Source organism: Devosia sp. 63-57, from assembly GCF_001899045.1.
Classification (GTDB): Bacteria; Pseudomonadota; Alphaproteobacteria; order Rhizobiales; family Devosiaceae; genus Devosia; species Devosia equisanguinis.
Map to the genome: position 1 here is coordinate 1,945,759 of NZ_MKUY01000005.1, position 19,137 is coordinate 1,964,895.

Genomic DNA, 19,137 nt, shown 5'->3' on the forward strand with positions numbered 1-19,137 from the left:
CTATTCCATGCGTTCGGGCAGGTAGTCTGCCCGAGCAAGGTTACCAAAGCGGGTAAACTGCGCCTCGAAGCTCAGCTGCACCGTGCCGGTGGGGCCGTGACGCTGCTTGGCGATGATCACTTCCGCCTTGCCGTGCACTTTTTCCATTTCCGCCTGCCAGGTCAGATGTTCGGGCGTACCCTCCTTGGGCTCCTTGTTCTTGAGATAGTATTCTTCGCGATACACGAACAGAACCACGTCCGCGTCCTGCTCGATAGAGCCCGATTCGCGAAGATCCGCCAGTTGCGGATGCTTGTCGTCGCGGGCTTCCACCTGGCGGGAGAGCTGCGACAGCGCGATGACGGGCACTTCCAGCTCCTTGGCCAGGGCCTTGAGCGTGGTGGTGATCTCGGTCAGTTCCTGCACGCGGTTCTGGCTCGAGGCTTTCGAGGAGCCGGACAGCAGCTGCAAATAGTCGACGATCAAAAGGTCGAGCCCCTTCTGCCGCTTCAGCCGCCGCGCCCGCGCCGCCAGCTGCGCCACGCTGAGACCGCCGGTATCGTCGATATAGAGCGGCACCTTGCTCATGATGTTGGACACATCGACCAGCTTGGTGAACTGGCTGTCATGGATACGGCCGCGGCGGATGTCCGAGGAGGAAATCTCCGCCTGCTCGGCCAGAATACGCGTGGCCAGCTGTTCCGAACTCATTTCCAGGCTGAAAAAGCCGACAATGCCGCCATCGACGGTCTTGCTGTGTCCATCGGCGGTCACGTCGCCGCGCCAGGCTTTTGCGACATTGTAGGCGATATTGGTGACGAGCGAGGTCTTGCCCATGGCGGGGCGGCCGGCCAGCACGATCAAGTCCGAGCGCTGCAATCCGCCCATCTGCCTGTCGAGGTCGTGCAGGGCCGTGGCGACGCCGGAAAGCCCGCCATCGCGCTGAAAGGCTTCGCCAGCCATCTGGATGGAGGCGGTCAGGGCGCTCGAAAAGCTCTGAAAGCCCCCGTCATAGCGACCCTTTTCGGCCAGCTGGAACAGCTCGCCCTCCACCTTTTCGATCTGCTTGACCGGCGTCATCTCGACATCCGATTCATAGGCGACCGACACCATTTCCTCACCCACGAGGATCAGGCTGCGGCGAATGGCCAGGTCATAGATCGCCTGCCCATAGTCGGCGGCGTTGATGACCGTAGTTGCCTCGGCGGCGAGGCGCGCCAGATATTGCGCCATGGTCAATTCGGGCAACAGTTGGTCGGGCAGGTGTGTCTTGATGGTGGTCGGGTCGGCCGATTTGCCGGCGCGGATGATTTTGCCGGCAATCTCGTAGATATTGCGGTGCACCGGCTCGTAGAAATGCTCGGGCATCAGGAAGTCGGCGACGCGATAGAAGGCGTCGTTATTGATCAGGATCGCGCCCAGCAGTGCCTGTTCGGCTTCCACATTGTGGGGCGCGAGGCGGAAGGACTTTTCTTCGGCGATAGGCAGCCTAGCAATCTCGGCCATGACGGTTCCTGGGGTGTTAACCTTTCTTAATCACGCGACTCGGGCATGAGTCTTGGGCTAACGGCGCGCCGGTTAAGTTAGTGCGAATGGCGGCTGTGATCACTGGGGACAACGGGGAATGTGATCGTCCGGGCTTGTGCCGGGTGTGGGCTGATTCTTTGTCGGCCATTGCTCCGCAAAATGCAAAAGGCCGGGCGCTGGGCCCGGCCTTTCGACTGTGGTTTGGCGGCGAAGACTACTCTTCGAAGCGGTCTTCCAGGGCCGCATCGGCCTGGCCAGCGGCGAAGTCGCCGCCTTCGTCGGCTTCGAAAGTGTGCACGGTGACGTCTTCACCGGCAGCCTGGCGCTCGGCTTCGTCGCCCGAACGGGCCACGTTGACGGTGATCGAGACGGCAACGTCGGCATGCAGCGACAGCGACACGGTGTGGACGCCGACCGACTTGATGGCGTCGGGCAGGTCGACCTGGTTGCGCTGGATGGTGAAACCGTCATTGGCCAGAGCCTCGACGATGTCACGTGCAGCGACCGAACCATAGAGCTGACCGGTTTCGCCGGCCTGACGGATCAGCACGACGGCATGACCGTTGAGACCTTCGGCGATGCCGGCAGCGGCATTGCGGCGCTCTTCGTTGCGCTGCTCGATGTGAGCACGCTCGTTTTCGAAACGCTTGCGGTTGGCTTCCGTAGCGCGCAGGGCCTTGCCCTGGGGCAGGAGGAAGTTACGGGCAAAACCGTCCTTGACGTTGACTTCGTCGCCGATGGTACCGGTGCGGCCGATGCGCTCGAGCAGAATGACTTTCATGTCTTTTATCCTTTGGCTGTCCCGCCTCGTAGGCGGTTAGGAGCCGCGAACCATTCGCGACCCCAGCTTTGGTGGAGGCAAACTGGATGCCACCACCATCGTCACCACCCGGCTTGACCGGGTGGTCCATACTTCCGCGCCGCTGGATTGCCCGGTCAAGCCGGGCAATGACGGCAATCAGGAAGTCTGTGTTTTACTGCACTGCGTAGGGCATCAGGCCGATGAAGCGGGCGCGCTTGATGGCACGAGCCAGTTCACGCTGCTTCTTGGCAGAAACGGCGGTGATGCGGCTCGGCACGATCTTGCCGCGCTCGGAGACGTAGCGGCTCAGCAGGCGCACGTCCTTGTAGTCGATCTTCGGCGCGCCTTCACCCGAGAACGGGCAGGTCTTGCGACGACGCTGGAACGGGCGGCGGGCCTGGGAAGTGGTAAGGTCTTTAATAGCCATTTTTACTCGTTCCTTATCTTAGAAGCGGCGCGGACGGCGTTCGCCGGAGAAGCCACCGCGGTCGCCACCGGGACGGCCACCGCCATCGCGGTCATCGCGATCGCGCTTCTGCATCATCGCGGACGGGCCTTCTTCCAGCTCGTCGACGCGCACGGTCATGAAGCGCAGGATGTCTTCATTGATGCGCATCTGGCGTTCCATCTCGGCAATGGCAGCAGCCGGAGCGTCGAGGTTCAGCAGGGTGTAGTGCGCCTTGCGGTTCTTGCGGATGCGGTAGGAGAGACCCTTGAGGCCCCAATATTCGTTCTTGGTCACCTTGCCGCCGCCCTGGGCCAGGATGTCGGTGAGGGCCGTGGTCAGTTCTTCGACCTGCTGCTGGGACACGTCCTGGCGCGCGAGGAAGATATGTTCGTAGAGGGCCATTGATGCGCCTTCCTTTCGAGTTTCACTCAGCAATGCCTGGCGCGGAGCCCCTTCGAAGCCGGAAAGGCGTCAAAGCAGTCTTGCAAAGAGCGGGAACACGGGAGGCCGGGTTCGAAGAACCCTATCTTTCCCAAAGCATGGTTCGGAGAACCTTGTCTTTCAAAAGGAAAAACCCTCCGTTCAGCCCCCGGCCAAACGAATTGCTGGCGTCGCTATAGGGGAACCGGCTCGGTCTGGCAAGTCACATCGTCCGTCTGATGACGTTGCGACGCCGCGGCGCTGACGGTTTTGTTGTCGGCGCCTCGGTGGGCCGGTGCGGGCAAGGAGCGGCGCTGACGACAAGGTTTCGCCCGCCATGTTTGGCGGCGTAGAGGGCCGCGTCGGTGACCGCGAGCAGTTCGGTCTGATTGCAGCCAGACGTGCCCATGCCGACGCCGATGCTGACCGTGGCATGGATTGCTACCCCGTCCGGCGTCAGGATCGCGGTGGCGGCTATCGCCGCGCGCAAAGCCTCGGCTGTCGCAAGATTGGCCGCATCGTCGGGTTGGGCGAGAATGGCGGCAAATTCCTCGCCGCCAAGGCGACCGATTATGGCCTGCTGCGGCAGGGCTTGGCGCATCACCTCCGCCAGGGTCCGCAGCGCATTGTCGCCCGTGGCATGGCCAAAACTGTCATTGATCGACTTGAAGTGGTCGACATCGAGCATCAGCAAGCCGAACGCGCCGTTTCGGCCACTGACCTGCTGATTGAGACGGGTCAGGAAAGCGCCGCGATTGAGCACGCCGGTCAGCGGATCGTGGGCCGCCAGGTGCCGCAACTCGGTGTGCATGCCGCGCCAGGCGCTGCTGATCGCCGAAACCGCAAAGGCGCCCATTGCCATCATGCCGATCGAAAGCCTGAAGGATGTGACTTCGGCCGGGGTCACCAATTCATAGGGCAGGCGGAAATAGCCCAGCGGTACCGCAATCAATATCCAGGTGCAGGTCGCCGCGGTCAGGATGGCACTGGCGAATGGCCGGAAAACGATGGCGCACCACAAAAGACCCGGCACCACATAGGTCGGTGCGCCCGGACCGCCAATGCCGCTCATCGACAGGATGAGTACGGAAAGGCATGCCAGTGCCCCATATTGGTGCAGCCTTTGCTGGCTGCTGCGGGACAGGAAGCGCAAGGAGCCGGAGGCGGCAGCCAGCACCAGTGGCAAATAGAGGGCGTAATTGACAAATTCCGCCGCCAGCCAGATGCCGAAAGCGCTCCCCGCCGGCATTCCAAACAGGATGGGGCCGCTGAGCCCGCCGGCCACTGCAGTGGTCACCGAAGCCACGGCAACGACGACAATGGTCATCACCACGTCTTCGGGCGATCCCAGCCGCAGCGGGGTCACGCCACGCCATCGGGCGAGCGTGAAGCCGGCCGCAATGCCCACCAGATTGGCGCCATTGAGCAGGACAGTGCTCAAAAGGCTCGAACCCGCGTAAAGGTCGCCCAATCCATAACCGATGATCGCGCCGATCCAGACGAGCACCCGATTGGCGCGCGGCCGCACCAGCAGCCAACCCAGCAGCAGCGCATTGGCAGGCCAGATGCTGGCCAATGAGAACAGAAAGCGCGAGTGAATGCCGACGAGGCAGGCCGCCAAAACCATGACGCACACGACAAAGGCTTCGACCAGCGGTATGTCGAGATCGATTTTCCAACGGTGGCCCTGACTTGGCCCGTTCAGCATCGTATCCGTTCTCCTCGCCAGAGCCTCGCGCACATCCCCTAAGAAAGTGTGCGTTTGGCCCATGGGGGTTTACGCGCCTTGACTCTGCCACAACCAGACTGCAAAGCCGCAGGTAAGCGTGCGCTCAGTTAACGAAGTGGCGCATTGAGGTCTTTAGAGGGGGCGCAGATGTCCGTTACAGCATTCACTTTCCCGGGGCAGGGCAGCCAGGCCGTGGGCATGGGCAAGGATCTTGCCGCCGCCTATCCCGAGGCTCGCCAGGTCTTTCAGGAAGTCGATGAAGCCTTGGGCGAGCGCCTGTCGGCCACCATGTTCGAGGGCCCCGAAGATATTCTGCGGCTTACGGAAAATGCCCAGCCGGCGCTGATGGCAGTCAGCATGGCGGTCATCCGCGTGCTCGAAGCGCGCGGTGTCTCCATCAAGGACCACGCCAAATTCGTCGCCGGCCACTCGCTGGGTGAATATTCCGCCCTCTGCGCGGCTGGCACCTTCACCATTGCCGATGCCGCCCGCTTGCTGCGTACCCGTGGCCAGGCCATGCAGAAAGCCGTCCCCGTCGGCCATGGCGCCATGGCTGCCCTTCTCGGGCTTGATGTCGAAACCGCGCGTCAGGTCGCGGCTGAAGCCGGGCGTGGTGAGGTCTGCGACGTTGCCAATGACAACGCGCCCGGCCAGGTCGTCGTATCCGGCGCAACCGGCGCCGTCGAACGCGCCGTCGAAATCGCCAAGACCAAGGGCGCCAAGCGCGCTCTGCTGCTGCCGGTCAGCGCCCCTTTCCACTGCTCCATGATGCAGCCGGCCGCAGACGCCATGGCCACGGCCCTCGCAGAAGTCAGCATGCAGGCGCCGGTGGTGCCGTTGGTCGCCAATGTGCTGGCTGCGCCGATTTCCGACCCGGCCGAAATCCGCCAGCGCCTCGTCGAACAGGTCACCGGCGTCGTCCGCTGGACCGAGAGTGTCTCCTGGCTCACCACGACCGGGGGCGTCACCAACCTGGTCGAACTCGGCTCCGGTAAGGTGTTGACTGGCCTCGCCAAACGCATTGCGCCCCAAGCCACTGCCCAGGCCATCGGCACTCCGGCCGATATCGATGCTTTCGTCGCCCAGCTCGGTGCTTGAATCACCATCTGAAGTGCTTGACTCTGTTTCTCTTCCAAGAGGCCTTAAATGTTTGATTTGACAGGTAAACGCGCACTCGTCACTGGCGCCAGCGGCGGTATTGGTCGCGAGATCGCCAAGGCCCTGGCCGCTGCAGGGGCCACTGTTGCGCTTTCGGGTACCCGCATCGGGGCGCTGGAAGATACGCAGAAGGAAATCGGCAAGGACTGCCCGATCCTGACCGCCAACCTTTCCAAGCTCGAGGAAGTCGACAAGCTGGTCCCGGCTGCCGAAGCGGCCATGGGCGGGCTCGACATTCTGGTCAACAATGCCGGCATGACCCGCGACAACCTCTTCATGCGTATGAAGGATGAAGAGTGGGACGAGGTCATCGCCGTCAACCTCACCGCCGCCTTCCATCTCAACCGCGCCGTGCTCCGCGGGATGATGAAGCAGCGCTGGGGCCGCATTATCGGCATCTCCTCGGTTGTGGGCGTGATGGGCAATCCGGGGCAGGGCAACTATGCCGCCTCCAAGGCCGGCCTTATCGGCATGAACAAGGCTCTGGCTCACGAAGTCGCCAGCCGCAACATCACCGTCAACTCCATTGCCCCCGGCTTCATCGCCTCGGCCATGACCGACGAGCTCAACGACAAGCAGCGCGAGTCGATCCTCTCCAGCGTGCCGGCCGGTCGTCTCGGCACGGCCCAGGAAATCGCCGCATCGGCCGTTTTCCTGGCCAGCGATGCAGCCGCCTACATCACCGGACACACGCTGAATGTGAACGGCGGCATGGCCATGATTTGACTTCGAACCGTCCCGCAGGGCAAATCTCTCCTGTGGTGAGATTTGAGGTGAGAAGGCCATGAGAGCTGTGCTCGAATGGCAAGCGAGGCCAAAAGCCTTGGAAACCGGGCAGAACGCGGTTGGCTATTGCGTATGAAACGTGTTACGTCGCGCCGCGTTTACCCTTGCCGGTCTGCCTTGCAGGCGCCCATCGGGCCGCTTACACTGCGTCCGAGCAAGCCAACACAGCTTGAAGAATTGGCGATCCGCCAATAAGAAGCGAAACGAAACGTCGATTTCTAAAAGGGAAGTCAAATATGAGCGATGTCGCTGATCGGGTCCGCAAGATCGTTGTGGAACACCTCAATGTGGATGCCGAGAAGGTCACCGAAAAGGCCAGCTTCATCGACGATCTGGGTGCAGACTCGCTCGATCAGGTCGAACTGGTCATGGCTTTCGAGGAAGAATTCTCGGTCGAGATTCCCGATGACGCCGCCGAGTCCATCCAGACCTTCGGTGATGCCGTCGCTTTCCTGACCAAGGCCACCAGCTGATCTGGGGGCTAGGCCGCTGACCATGGAATTGCGCCGAGTCGTCGTCACCGGATTGGGACTTGTCACGCCTCTTGGGTGTGGCGTTGAGCCTACCTGGGCCAACATCCTTGCCGGTAAGAGTGGTGCCAAGCGTATCGACGACTTCCAAGTCGACGATATTGCGTGCCAGATCGCCCACCGCCTTCCATTGGGAGACTATGCCGATGGCAAGTACAATCCCGATGAATGGATGGAGGTGAAGGAACAGCGCAAGGTCGATCCTTTCATCGTCTATGCCATGGCTGCGGCAACGCAGGCCATTCAGGATGCCGGCGTCGAACCCAAGACCCAGGAAGAACAGGAACGCACTGGCGTCCTGATCGGCTCTGGTATAGGCGGTGTCGGCGGCATCTATGATGCGTCGGTGACCCTGCACGAAAAGGGTCCGCGCCGCATCAGCCCGTTCTTCATCCCCGGCCGGCTGATCAACCTTGCCTCCGGGCAGGTGTCGATTCGCTTCGGCCTCAAGGGCCCCAACCACTCCGTCGTCACTGCCTGTTCGACCGGTGCGCATGCTATTGGCGATGCGGCCCGTCTGATCGCGCTGGGTGATGCGGACGTGATGGTTGCAGGCGGTGCGGAAAGCTGCGTCAACCGGCTGTCTCTGGCCGGCTTCGCTGCTGCCCGTGCTCTGTCCACCGGCTTTAACGACAACCCCACCGCGGCTTCGCGTCCCTATGACAAGGATCGCGACGGTTTCGTGATGGGTGAAGGCGCCGGCATCGTCGTGCTCGAGGATTACGAGCGCGCCAAGGCCCGCGGCGCCAAGATTTATGGCGAAGTGATCGGTTATGGCCTGTCGGGCGATGCCTATCACATCACCGCCCCGTCGCCCGATGGCGATGGTGGTTTCCGCGCCATGAGCGCGGCGATCAAGCGCGCTGGCATTTCGGCCGCCGACATCGACTACATCAATGCCCACGGCACCTCGACGCCGCTTGGCGACGAGATCGAACTGGGCGCGGTGACCCGCGTTCTGGGCGATGCTGCCCCCAAGACGGTGATGAGCTCCACCAAGTCGGCCGTTGGCCATCTGTTGGGTGCTGCCGGTTCGGTCGAGGCCATCTTCTGCCTGCTCGCCATGCGCGACGGCATCGCGCCGCCGACGCTGAACCTCGATAATCCCTCGGTCCAGACCGAGATCAATCTTGTGCCGCACAAGCCGCTCAAGAAGGAAATCAATGTGGCCCTGTCCAACAGCTTCGGCTTTGGCGGAACCAATGCCACGCTGGTCATGCGCAAGGTCAGCTGATTTTTCCACCTTTTGTGAGGGGCACATCGCGTTAACGCGCGATGTGCCCCTTGTTTTTGTCGCGCGTCATGCAAACAATGCAGTCGCTTCGCCATAGTTTGGCGCAAAAGATAATGAAACAAGGCCGCAACAAGGCCTTTTGCGAGTGAAGCCGATACCATGAACGACCGCAGGACACGCCGCCGCCGCCGCTCGGGCAACGCCTTGATCGACGTCTTGAACGGCATGTTGACACTGCTGGTCATCGGTCTCGTCGTCGTGGGCGGCGGCTTCTTCTACGTCGCTTCGCAGTATTACGGCGCCGGTCCGGTCCAGGAAGAACGCACCTTCCGCGTCGAATCCGGCAACACCCTGACCACCACCGCCAATCGCCTCGAGGAGCAGGGCTTTATCTCCAACGCGCTGATTTTCAGCCAGTTCGGCGGCAGGGTCGAGAAGAACACCGTGGTCAAGGCCGGCGATTTCAGCATTCCCGCCCAGGCCAGCATGTCCGACATTTTGCGCGAGCTGACCGAGGGCAACCCGATCCGTTACGCCGTCACGATTCCCGAAGGCTGGACCGCCTGGCAGGTGCTGCGCCGCCTTGCCGACGATGACCGGCTGACCGGCGAAATCACCACTCTGCCACCGGAAGGCTCGATCCTGCCCGGAAGCTATGATTACACTCCCGGCGATACCCGCCAGTCGGTGCTCGACAAGATGCAACTTGCCATGACCCAGGCGCTTGCCACCGTGTGGGAGGGCCGTGTCGCCGACCTGCCGCTCAAGTCACCAGCCGAGTTGCTGATTCTGGCGTCCATCGTCGAAAAGGAAACCGGCGTCGCCTCCGAGCGCCCCGAAGTCGCTGCCGTCTTCGTCAATCGCCTGCGCACCGGCATGCGCCTGCAGTCCGACCCGACCATCATCTATGGCATTACCCTGGGTCAGAGCACGCTCGATCGCGGCATTCGCCGCTCGGAAATCGAGCAGAAGACCGCCTACAACACCTACCAGATCGACGGCCTGCCGCCGACGCCCATCGCCAATCCAGGCATCGAGGCCCTGCGCGCCGTCGCCAATCCCGACACCCACAAATATCTCTACTTCGTGGCCAAGGGCGCAACCCCGAGCGAGGGTCACGTCTTTGCCGAGACCTATGCCGAGCACCAGACCAATGTGGCTCGCTATCGCGCCATAGCCGCCGAGGCTGCGGCACAGGCGGAGGCCGAGGCTGAGCAGGCCCGCCAGGCGCTTGAGGCCGAGCAGGCCGAAGAAGCCCAAGACAGCGCACAGTGAGCGGCCCCATTGCCAGCATGACCGGCTACGCCCGCGCCGAACGCGCGGACGGGCCGCAGCGGGTCCGCCTCGAGATCCGCTCTGTAAACAGCCGCAATCTCGACATGCGGTTACGCCTGCCGCCCGGTTTCGACGCGCTGGATATTCCGCTGCGCCAGGAAATCTCCCGCGCTCTGTCGCGCGGCTCCATCAATCTCGTCGTTACCCTCGAACGCGACAGCGGTGGCGGTACCGTGCGCGTCAACCCGGTAGTGCTCGAAACGGTACTCGCGGCCATGGAGACACTCTCCGCCCGCATTTCCCCCAGCGCACCGCCGGCTCTCGAAAACATCCTCGCCTTGCCGGGCGTGCTGGTGCTCGACCAGCCGGCGATTGCCGAAGACGAGGACGGTATTGCGGCCCTGGTCATGGACTGCGCCGCCGAAGCCATCGAGCACCTCTGCGCCATGCGTGTTGAAGAGGGCAGGGCCACCGCCATGATTCTCAACGGTGTCCTCGACAGCATCGAGGCATTGGTTTCAGACGCCCAGGATCATCCGGCTCGCGCGCGCGAGCACATCGAGGCGCGGCTGCGCGCCCAATTGGCCAATCTTGTCGCCGATGCCGGCCTGCCGCCGGACCGGCTGGCCCAGGAGGCGCTGCTGCTCGCCACCAAAGCCGACATCCAGGAAGAGCTCGATCGCCTCCGCGCCCATATCTCGGCGGCCCGCAAGCTCATTGCCGATGGCGGGCCGGTCGGCCGCCGCCTCGACTTCCTCGCCCAGGAATTCAATCGCGAAGCGAATACGCTCTGCGCTAAGGCGAACGCAGTGGAGCTCACCGCGATCGGTCTTGACCTCAAGGCGGCGATCGATCAACTACGCGAGCAGGTTCAGAACATCGAATAGAGTGCTCAGATGGAATTTCAGCGCCGCGGCGTGATGCTGGTGATTGCTTCCCCTTCCGGCGCCGGAAAGTCATCGATTTCGCGCTCGCTGTTCCAGCAGGACCCCAATATCCGTCTGTCCGTGTCGGTGACCACGCGCGCGCGGCGCAGCGACGAGGTGGAGGGCACGCACTATTATTTCGTTGATGTACCCACCTTTAACCGCATGAAGGCCGAGGGCGGCCTGCTTGAATCGGCCGAGGTGCACGGCAATTTCTACGGCACACCGCGTGCCAAGGTCGAAGAACAACTCGCCGCCGGCAAGGATATTCTGTTCGACGTGGACTATCAGGGCACCCTGCAGCTCTATGAAAAATGCCGCGCCGACATGGTGACTGTGTTCATCCTGCCGCCCACCATCGAAGAGCTCCGCGCTCGCCTCGAGCGCCGTGCCCAGGACAGCGTCGGCACCATCGAAAAGCGCCTGCGCAATGCCCGTATCGAGCTCGATCACGCCGGCGAGTATGACTATGTCATCATCAATCGCGATCTCGAGCAGTCGGTGCAGAACGTCCGGTCAATCCTCGCCTCGGCCCGGCTAAAGCGCGAGCGCCAGCTGGATTTGACCAGCTTTGTCAAAGACTTGCAGCAGCAGATCGATTCTCTTTGAGAGGGTGAGGTGCAGTTATTCCAAGGCCCCCGATCGTCACGCTCGGGCTTGCCTCGTGGGACCTGCACTTTGCGAGGCCGCAGGACGTAAAGGCCCCTCGGCTCAAGCCCGAGGGTGACAAAGTAGGCGCGGAAATGATCGTGCTTGTCGGCTTTCGGTGCCAGTCATGACCAGCCCTGCCATTCGGCGCGGCACGCCGGCATTTATTCGCGCCAATGTGGCCTTCTTCCTTTCGGCCTTCTCGGTTTTCGCCTCGCTCTACTCCGTGCAGCCGCTGCTGCCCATGTTCGCGCAATATTGGGTGCGCGATGCTGGCACCGCCTCTCTTGCCCTGTCCGCAACCACGGCGACCATGGCGCTTGCGCTTATCCCCGCGAGCCTCCTGGCCGATCGTCTCGGCCGCCGCACGCTCATTGTCAGTGCCTTGTTGCTCACCGCCATTCTCGGCTGTCTGCTGCCATTCACCCAAGTGTGGTGGCAACTCATCACGCTGAGGACGCTCATGGGCATCAGCCTGGCAGGTGTCCCGGCCGTGGCCATGGTCTATCTCTCTGAGGAAATGGATGCTGACGCTCTGGGCTATTCCATGGGGCTCTATATCGGCGGCACCGCCCTTGGCGGCATGGCTGGTCGTGTCATTTCCGGCATACTGTCCGACTTTCTCGGCTGGAGGGTGGGTACAGGCGTCCTTGCCGGTCTCATCCTTGTGGCCGCGATTGCCGTGGCCGTGCTGCTGCCGCAACCACGCCAATTACTGCGCGATCCCATCCGCCTCGGTGAATTGTGGCGGCGATGCCTTGCCAGCTTTTCCGATGCCGCACTGCCCTGGCTGTTTGCCAGCTCATTTCTGCTGATGGGCGGTTTTGTGACGCTCTACAATTATGCCGGTTTCCGGCTCGCCTTGCCGCCCTTTGCGCTGAGCCACTCGGCCGTCGCCGCGATCTTTCTGGTCTATATGCTGGGCAGCGCCAGCTCGACCTGGGCCGGGGCGCTGTCGCAGCGTCTCGGGCGTCGCAAGGTCTTCTGGGCGCTGGTCGCCATGCAGGGACTGGGTGTCGCCATCACCGCCGTGCCGTCCACCCCGATTGTCATCGCCGGCCTGGCCGTCGCCACAATGGGCTTCTTCGCCGCCCATGGCATCGCCAGCGCCTGGGTCACCCGCCGCGCCCGTATCGGCAAGGCGCAAGCCTCGGCTATCTACCTCGTCGCCTATTATCTGGGCGCTTCCATTCTCGGCACTCTGGGTGGCTTTGCCTGGACGGCCTGGGGTTGGCCCGGCGTCATGCTGGTATCGGGCGGCGCCGCGTTTCTGGCCTTGCTGGTAGCGATACGGCTGGTCTTCATCGCGCCGCTCTCAATGCCCGAAAGCACACCTGAGCCAACTTCGATGGATTAGCTCTGTGGGGGCCCGGGTCCTTCGAAAAGATCTTATCGCAGGTCCGGTAGCACCCGCGCCATGGCGAGAAAGGCCGCGATCGGCAATTCCTCTGCCCGCTCGTCGCCCTTGAGGCCTGCGGCGGCCAATAGACCCTCCACCGGCACACCGAGCGCTTTGAGCGATTGCCGCACCATCTTACGACGCTGTCCGAAGGCAGCCTTTGTCACCTGTTCGACCAGCTTGACCGGCAGGTCCGGTTCAACCGGTTTGGGCACCAGATGCACCACGGCCGAGGTGACATTCGGTGGCGGCACAAAGGCCTGGCGGCCGACATTGAAGGCGATCCGCGCCTCGGTGCGCCAGCCGGCGAGCACACCAAGCCGGCCATAGGCGTCGTCTCCGGGCTTGGCAACGATACGCTCGGCCACCTCGCGCTGGAACATCAGCGTCAGGCTTTCGAAGAAGGGCGGCCAGGGCTCCATGGTGAGCCAGCCGGTCAGCAGCGGCGTGCCGATATTATAGGGCAGGTTGGCAATGATCCGCGTCGGTCCTTCCGCCAGCAGCCGATAATCCATCTCCATGGCGTCGCCCGAGATCACCGTAAGGCGATTGGGATAGGCCTCGGCAATTTCGGCCAGCGCCGGAAGCGCACGCGCATCGCGCTCGATGGCAACCACCTCGCGTGCGCCTTCGGCTAGGAGCGCCCGGGTCAGCCCGCCGGGCCCCGGCCCCACCTCGATGACGCGCACGCCTTCCAGCGAACCCCCGACCCGGGCGATGCGAGCAGTCAGATTGAGGTCGAACAGGAAATTCTGCCCCAGCTCCTTCTTGGCCCGGAGGCCATGGGCAGCAATGACCTCACGCAGCGGGGGCAGGGAATCGATCTGGCTCATGTGGTGGTTTCAGTCATTCTGTCGGCCAGGGCGATGGCCGCGGCAAAGCTGGTGGCCGATGCTGTGCCCTTGCCGGCATGGTCAAAGGCGGTTCCGTGGTCGGGCGAGGTGCGTACTATGGGAAGGCCCAGCGTGACATTGACACCGGCGTCAAAGGCCACGGTCTTGATCGGGATCAGCGCCTGGTCGTGATACATGGCCAATACGGCGTCATAGCTGCGCCAGTGTGGCGGGAAAAACAGCGTATCGGCAGGCAGCGGCCCGACGGCATCGATTCCATCGGCCCTGGCCTTTTCGATAGCCAGTGCGATCACGTCGATATCCTCCCGCCCGATGGCCCCGCCTTCACCTGCATGCGGATTGAGGCCAGCCACAGCAATGCGCGGATCGGCGATGCTGAAGCGCCGCCGCAGATCATAATCCATGACGCGCAGCGTGTGGTGGATCAGCTCGGCCGTCATCAGCCCTGGCACGTCCTTGAGCGGCACATGGATGGTCAGCGGTACAGTGCGCAGATCCTCATGCGCCAGCATCATCACCGGCAGCGGCACGACGTCGTCTTCGGTACAGAGCGCAGCCAGGAACTCCGTATGGCCGGGAAAAGCAAAGCCGGTGTGATAGAGCGCGCCCTTGTGGATCGGCGCCGTCACCAGCCCTCGACACTCTCCGCGCTGAATGGCGGCTACCGCCTCGGCAATGGCTGCGACCACCACGGCGCCGGCGGCGTCATGCGGCTGGCCCGGCTGGTCGGGCACGTCGCCCGCAATGTCCCAAACGGGGAGGGCGCGCGCGAAGATTGCCGCCGCATTAGCCGCAGTAGCGGCTTCGATGGCGATGTCGAGCCCCAGCCGCGCCGCGCGCGACCGCAGGAAGTCGATATTGCCGAAAACGATGAAGGGCGGCAGGGCGCGTTCACCGCGGCGGGCGAACAGCATCAGGATGATGTCGGGTCCGACGCCCGCTGGCTCACCCATGCTGATCGCCAGCGGTTTGGTCATTTCGGCCCTCGGGCGGACGGAGGGATGTGCATAACACGAGGCTCCGGCCGCATCAGTCAGTCTCAGGCGTTGTCGCCGTGTCCGCAAGACCGGATCAGTTGTAGATGATCTTGGCGTTCTTGCGCAGCGTTGCCAGATATTCCTCGGTCTTGCCCTTGAGCGCGCTATTGCCGGCTTCGGCTTCCAGTTCGCTCTTCACGAAGGTCAGGTCCTGCGCCTGCACCTTTTCGCAGATCGCCAGCATCGAGACGCCGGAATCGACCACGCGCGGCTTGGTGATGCCACCGACATTCAGACCGGCCAGTTCCTTGGCGATCGGGTCGGGCAACTGGGTTGCATGGCGACGGCCGACATCGATCACGGCGGCGTCGGTATAGGTCAGCGAGAGGTCGACGGCGGTATCGCAGCCGGCAAAGCTCGAACGATAGCGATTGGCCTGGCCGGTGCGGGCGCCCGAGCCCTGGCCCACAAAGATGATCTCTTTGAGGATGTAGTCGAAATTCTGGTAGTCAGCGATCTTGCTGGCGGCGCGCTGGTCGAGTTCGGCGTCCGAAATCTGCACCTGCGACATCACCGCGCCTTCGACCACCGCGTTCCATGCAATGGCGGCACGGAGGCGATCCTTGAGCGTATCGGTGTTGATACCGCCCTGGCGCAGCATATCGGCCAGCTTGTCCTGGCTGACCTTGAGATTGCGCGCAATCTGCAGAAACGCCTCATCGACCTGCGCATTGGACACGTTGACGCCCAGGCGCTTGGCCTCCGCCATCTGAATGGCCTCAGTGATCAGCTGCTCCATGGCGCCGTTACGTCCGGTATTGTTGCCTTCCAGGCGGAACAGGCGCAACCGCTGGTCGACCTGCACGTCGGAAATCTGCACGCCGTTGACGGTAACGACAGTGGCGGCGAACGAGGGCGCGACGGCAGTAAACGCCATGGCCAGGCCGAGGATCGCGGCGCCTGCGACGCGCCGAAGAGAAGCAAAGGTCATGTTTGTGTCCGCTTTCTGCAACCCGCCTTCAATGAGGCGTCTGGTCTGCGCTGTCAATTGCTGGATGAATACGGCCAAAATCCGGACCCTCACGACTTGGTCAGGTCCATCCGTCCTCTTTGTAGAGCATGATGGTTATTCCCACGAAAATGGCGATCAGCGCTGGCGCGACTGCAGCGAAAACCGGGTCAAGCACGCCGGTGGATCCGGCGCGGTCGGCCATTTCGGTGATCACGAAAACGATGAAGCCCAGCACCATGCCATAGAGCACCGACGGCCCCAGTTGGGCATTGCGACGGTACCCGGCGGTGAAGGCAAAGGCGATGAACAGCGAGCCGGTAAGCACCAACGGCAGCGCCATCAGCTTGACCAGCCGCATCGTGCTGGCCGCGCGGATCGAGGGATCGGCCACCCCGCGCTGCAACATGTCGACCAGCTCGAAAAAGGTCGTGTCCTCGGTGGAGGCCAGCTTGAGATTGATTTCGCTGGGTGTCGAGCGGGTGGGAAGGGCGAAATTCAGCACGGTGCGCGCCGGCTGGTCGGGGGAGCGGGCGATGGCGACGGGAAACACCCATTGTCCGGTTTCGAGCCGCGCTTCGCTGGCCTCGAGCCTCGGAATGTCGCTAGCGCCCAGCTGGAACACCGTCACCTCGCCCAGCACCGCGCCGCCGGCCGACATGCTGCGCGCCAGCATCACGTAATGGGCGCCGTCGCCTTCCTGCTCCAGCCAGATTTCGTCTGCCGGCGTCAGCAGCACCGCCTGGCCGGGCGGGGTCGGGGAGAGCTCGCGATTGACCCTCGTGCTGATCGTCTCGGCGCCCAGCGCGATGACGAAACTGATCACCATTAGCGCCAGGGTCGGCGCCCTTACGGTGCGCCACAGCGAAATGCCGCTGGCCTTGATGACAGTCAGTTCGTGGCGGGCCTTGAGGTCGACGAAGCCGATAATGGCGCCGAGCAGCACCGTCACTGGCAGGGTCTTGATGGTCCAGCGCACCGCGCTCATCGCCACCATCAGGATGGCGAGGCCGATACCCTTTTCCTGCGCCACATAGTTGAAGCGCCAGGTGTCAAGCGACTCCACCAGCGCGATCAGCCCGTAGAAAATGAAAACGGTGGCCCCGATGCGAGTGGCGAGGCGGTTGAGAACGAGCCAGTCGATGCGGGTCATGCCGGCTCCTCGATAATTGGGCGCGGCCACAGCCGCACGGCCAGGACGACGCCGGATATGAGGATCAGAATAACTGCGCCGGTGCCCATGCCAAGGGGGCTATAGGCACTGAGTCCGCGTTCGGCGAAACCGCAGAGCATGACGATGGCTTCCAGCGGCAGCCGCACCCGCGTGCGCCGTCCCGAGGGAAAACCGGCCAGCGCCAGGGCCAGGAGACATATCGCGATCACCCGCAGTCCCTCGGCCGAACGATCGAGCAGACGCTTGGTGATTTCGGGTGTCCATTCCCCGGTCTCCATAGCCTGGCGCACCATCTGGAAGCTGTCGGTCTCCGACAAGGGATCGCCGGCCGCAAGAGGCTGGCTCAGGCTATCGACGCTGATGTCATAGCGCGCGAAACGCACTTCCGAATAGCGCCCATCGGCCTCCACATATTGCAGCGCGCCATTATACAGCTCGATCACATAGAATGCGCCGTCACTCGACACCCGGGCCCTTTCGGCTACATAGGTGCGCCGCGTCTCCGGATTGCGTCGGTCGTCGGCAAAAAACTCGATGACTTCACCCCCGGCGCGACGGCCGCCGATCAACAGCACGACGCCCGGCGTCACCTGCGTGAACCGGTCGGGCTTCAGCGTCGAACTCACGAGATCGGCGGCAATCTCCGCCGCCAGCGTGTTCACCCGCTTATTGGCCAGCGGTTCGACCACATGGGCCAGCAACAGCACCGCGGCGACGGCCAACCCTCCGACCACGAGGCTCGCGCGCCATAGATCGCCCAGGCCGCCGCTGATGTGGATGATATGCATTTCATGGCTGGTCTGCAGCGCCGAGAGCGCCCGGACCATGCCGATGCCGATACAGATGTAGAAGAAGGACAGCAGCAGTGGCGGCATGGTGAACAGCGCCTGCACCGCCAGCGTGTCAAATCCCTGGCCCTTGACCGACACCACCTCGAACGAGCGTAGGCAATTGACCAGCCAGAGCAGGAAGCAGACGATTCCCGTCAGGATGAGGGCATCGGTTGCAAACAGCCGCGCCAGATAGGTGGTGAGCTTCCTCATCGAAACCGGGTCGTTCTGTCCATGGTCGAGCGTGGTCGGTGGTGCGCACCATGAGCGAATCCGTGGTGCGACACAATCGCTCCCTGCATAGCCGCCAGCGCAGCGATTGTCTGGCAGAGATCATGGCGAACCGATATGGTGAGACCATGGCCGAAATTCTGTTCTATCATCTCGAAACCCGTCCGCTTGAGGCCGTCGTGCCCCAACTGCTCGAAAAGACGCTCGAGCGGGGCTGGCGTGCCGTGGTGGAGGTGGGCTCACTCGAACGGGCCGAAGCGCTCGACGCGCATCTCTGGACCTATCGCGACGACAGCTTTCTCGCCCACGGCCTGGCCGGCGAGGAGACCGACGCCCATCAGCCGATCTTGCTGACCACCGAGAACGACAATCCCAATGGCGCCGCCGTGCGCTTCTTTGTCGACCGGGCGGTGCCGAAATCCGGCGAGGGCTATGAGCGGCTGGTTTACCTCTTTTCTGGCCTCGACCCAGACGCCGTGGCCGAAGCGCGCGAAGCCTGGCGGCAATTGCGCGACGGCAATGCGGTTACCTATTGGCAGCAGACTCCCGAAGGCCGTTGGGTGAAAAAGGCATGACCCCCGACCTCTCTTCGCCCAGCCGCCACAAATTCCACGAGGATGTTTTCGCCATCCTCATCGGTACCACTTTGGTGGCCTTGGGAATCGCGCTTTATGGCCACGCCCAGCTTACCACCGGCAGCACGGCCGGCCTGGCGCTGCTGGTGCAATATGCCACCGGCATTCCCTTCGGCTGGGCCTTCTTCGCCATCAACCTGCCGTTTTACATCCTCGCTGTGCTGCGCATGGGCTGGCCCTTTGCACTCAAGACCATGGTCAGCGTCGCGCTGGTCTCATGGATGGCGACCCAGATCCCGGCATGGGTACAGATTTCCCATATCGAGCCGCTGTTCGCAGCGCTGGTGGGCGGCGGGCTCATGGGCCTCGGCATTCTGTCGCTGTTCCGCCACAAGGCCAGCGTCGGCGGCATCAATATCCTGGCGCTCTACCTGCAGGAGAATTTCGGCATTCGCGCCGGCTACTTTCAGCTCGGTGTGGATGCAGTGATCCTGGTGGCCGCCTTCTTCATCCTGCCGCTCGACCGCGTGGTCTATTCCATTCTCGGCGCGCTGGTCCTCAACCTCATCATCGCGCTCAATCACCGGCCCGGCCGCTATGTTGGCTTCAGCTGACCGGGCGGTGAC

Annotated in this window: 20 protein-coding genes; 10 read left to right on the plus strand and 10 right to left on the minus strand. The window is 62.9% G+C overall.

Translation table 11 applies throughout. The features are described 5' to 3' along the window. The 5 genes from BGO80_RS17550 to BGO80_RS17570 all read right to left on the minus strand — a co-directional run bounded on the left by BGO80_RS17550 (window position 1) and on the right by BGO80_RS17570 (window position 4,884). Window positions 1–1,485 (minus strand): replicative DNA helicase, encoded by a 1,485-nt coding sequence (locus BGO80_RS17550; protein WP_126151270.1) that lies wholly within the window; start codon window positions 1,483–1,485, stop codon window positions 1–3. Between the two features lie 235 nt (window positions 1,486–1,720). Further along, window positions 1,721–2,287 carry a 50S ribosomal protein L9 gene (gene rplI, locus BGO80_RS17555; RefSeq protein ID WP_353744216.1) on the minus strand — a complete coding sequence of 189 codons (567 nt, stop codon included), beginning with the start codon at window positions 2,285–2,287 and terminating at the stop codon, window positions 1,721–1,723. A 193-nt stretch (window positions 2,288–2,480) separates the two neighbouring features. Next, entirely contained in the window at window positions 2,481–2,735 is a 255-nt protein-coding gene (gene rpsR, locus BGO80_RS17560; RefSeq protein WP_067450285.1) for a 30S ribosomal protein S18, read from the minus strand. Window positions 2,736–2,753: 18 nt separating this feature from the next. Next, window positions 2,754–3,158, minus strand: a complete 405-nt coding sequence (gene rpsF, locus BGO80_RS17565; protein ID WP_126151272.1) for a 30S ribosomal protein S6 — start codon at window positions 3,156–3,158, stop codon at window positions 2,754–2,756. A gap of 241 nt (window positions 3,159–3,399) precedes the next feature. Beyond that, window positions 3,400–4,884 (minus strand): sensor domain-containing diguanylate cyclase, encoded by a 1,485-nt coding sequence (locus BGO80_RS17570; RefSeq protein WP_286722673.1) that lies wholly within the window; start codon window positions 4,882–4,884, stop codon window positions 3,400–3,402. Between the two features lie 168 nt (window positions 4,885–5,052). On the opposite strand from BGO80_RS17570, the gene fabD reads away from it, so the two are divergent. The 8 genes from fabD (at window position 5,053) to BGO80_RS17610 (ending at window position 12,819) form a co-directional block, all read left to right on the plus strand. Next, window positions 5,053–6,003, plus strand: coding sequence for an ACP S-malonyltransferase (fabD, locus tag BGO80_RS17575; protein ID WP_286722675.1), 951 nt, complete (start codon window positions 5,053–5,055; stop codon window positions 6,001–6,003). Between the two features lie 48 nt (window positions 6,004–6,051). After that, the gene (gene fabG, locus BGO80_RS17580) at window positions 6,052–6,789 is read left to right on the plus strand and encodes a 3-oxoacyl-[acyl-carrier-protein] reductase (RefSeq protein ID WP_126151275.1); all 738 of its coding nucleotides are present in this window, start codon (window positions 6,052–6,054) and stop codon (window positions 6,787–6,789) included. Between the two features lie 296 nt (window positions 6,790–7,085). Continuing rightward, window positions 7,086–7,322, plus strand: a complete 237-nt coding sequence (locus tag BGO80_RS17585; protein WP_046103861.1) for an acyl carrier protein — start codon at window positions 7,086–7,088, stop codon at window positions 7,320–7,322. 28 nt (window positions 7,323–7,350) lie between these two features. After that, window positions 7,351–8,613, plus strand: coding sequence for a beta-ketoacyl-ACP synthase II (gene fabF, locus BGO80_RS17590; RefSeq protein WP_126151312.1), 1,263 nt, complete (start codon window positions 7,351–7,353; stop codon window positions 8,611–8,613). A gap of 159 nt (window positions 8,614–8,772) precedes the next feature. After that, on the plus strand, window positions 8,773–9,888 hold the full coding sequence (mltG, locus tag BGO80_RS17595; protein ID WP_286722681.1) for an endolytic transglycosylase MltG: 1,116 nt from the start codon (window positions 8,773–8,775) through the stop codon (window positions 9,886–9,888). Beyond that, the gene (locus tag BGO80_RS17600) at window positions 9,885–10,775 is read left to right on the plus strand and encodes a YicC/YloC family endoribonuclease (RefSeq protein ID WP_286722683.1); all 891 of its coding nucleotides are present in this window, start codon (window positions 9,885–9,887) and stop codon (window positions 10,773–10,775) included. Before mltG ends, BGO80_RS17600 begins: the two co-directional genes overlap by 4 nt. 9 nt (window positions 10,776–10,784) lie before the next feature. Continuing rightward, the gene (gene gmk, locus BGO80_RS17605) at window positions 10,785–11,423 is read left to right on the plus strand and encodes a guanylate kinase (protein ID WP_223214238.1); all 639 of its coding nucleotides are present in this window, start codon (window positions 10,785–10,787) and stop codon (window positions 11,421–11,423) included. A 166-nt stretch (window positions 11,424–11,589) separates the two neighbouring features. Continuing rightward, on the plus strand, window positions 11,590–12,819 hold the full coding sequence (locus tag BGO80_RS17610; RefSeq protein WP_286722684.1) for an MFS transporter: 1,230 nt from the start codon (window positions 11,590–11,592) through the stop codon (window positions 12,817–12,819). Window positions 12,820–12,851: 32 nt separating this feature from the next. Here the strand turns inward: BGO80_RS17610 and rsmA are convergent, their stop codons facing one another. The 5 genes from rsmA to BGO80_RS17635 all read right to left on the minus strand — a co-directional run bounded on the left by rsmA (window position 12,852) and on the right by BGO80_RS17635 (window position 17,918). Further along, window positions 12,852–13,694: a 16S rRNA (adenine(1518)-N(6)/adenine(1519)-N(6))-dimethyltransferase RsmA gene (gene rsmA / locus BGO80_RS17615; protein WP_286722686.1), complete on the minus strand. Its 843-nt coding sequence runs from the start codon at window positions 13,692–13,694 to the stop codon at window positions 12,852–12,854. Beyond that, window positions 13,691–14,692, minus strand: a complete 1,002-nt coding sequence (gene pdxA / locus BGO80_RS17620; RefSeq protein WP_286722688.1) for a 4-hydroxythreonine-4-phosphate dehydrogenase PdxA — start codon at window positions 14,690–14,692, stop codon at window positions 13,691–13,693. The genes rsmA and pdxA overlap by 4 nt, the downstream gene beginning before the upstream one ends. 94 nt (window positions 14,693–14,786) lie before the next feature. After that, on the minus strand, window positions 14,787–15,683 hold the full coding sequence (locus tag BGO80_RS17625) for a peptidylprolyl isomerase (protein ID WP_126151280.1): 897 nt from the start codon (window positions 15,681–15,683) through the stop codon (window positions 14,787–14,789). 100 nt (window positions 15,684–15,783) lie between these two features. Next, a complete protein-coding gene (locus tag BGO80_RS17630; protein WP_286722690.1) occupies window positions 15,784–16,854 on the minus strand; it encodes an LptF/LptG family permease in 1,071 nt (356 codons plus the stop codon). Continuing rightward, the gene (locus BGO80_RS17635) at window positions 16,851–17,918 is read right to left on the minus strand and encodes an LptF/LptG family permease (protein ID WP_286722693.1); all 1,068 of its coding nucleotides are present in this window, start codon (window positions 17,916–17,918) and stop codon (window positions 16,851–16,853) included. The genes BGO80_RS17630 and BGO80_RS17635 overlap by 4 nt, the downstream gene beginning before the upstream one ends. Window positions 17,919–18,064: 146 nt before the next feature. On the opposite strand from BGO80_RS17635, the gene BGO80_RS17640 reads away from it, so the two are divergent. Then, window positions 18,065–18,511, plus strand: a complete 447-nt coding sequence (locus BGO80_RS17640; protein ID WP_286723077.1) for a DNA polymerase III subunit chi — start codon at window positions 18,065–18,067, stop codon at window positions 18,509–18,511. After that, on the plus strand, window positions 18,508–19,125 hold the full coding sequence (locus BGO80_RS17645) for a YitT family protein (protein ID WP_286722694.1): 618 nt from the start codon (window positions 18,508–18,510) through the stop codon (window positions 19,123–19,125). Before BGO80_RS17640 ends, BGO80_RS17645 begins: the two co-directional genes overlap by 4 nt. Window positions 19,126–19,137 lie beyond the last annotated feature (12 nt).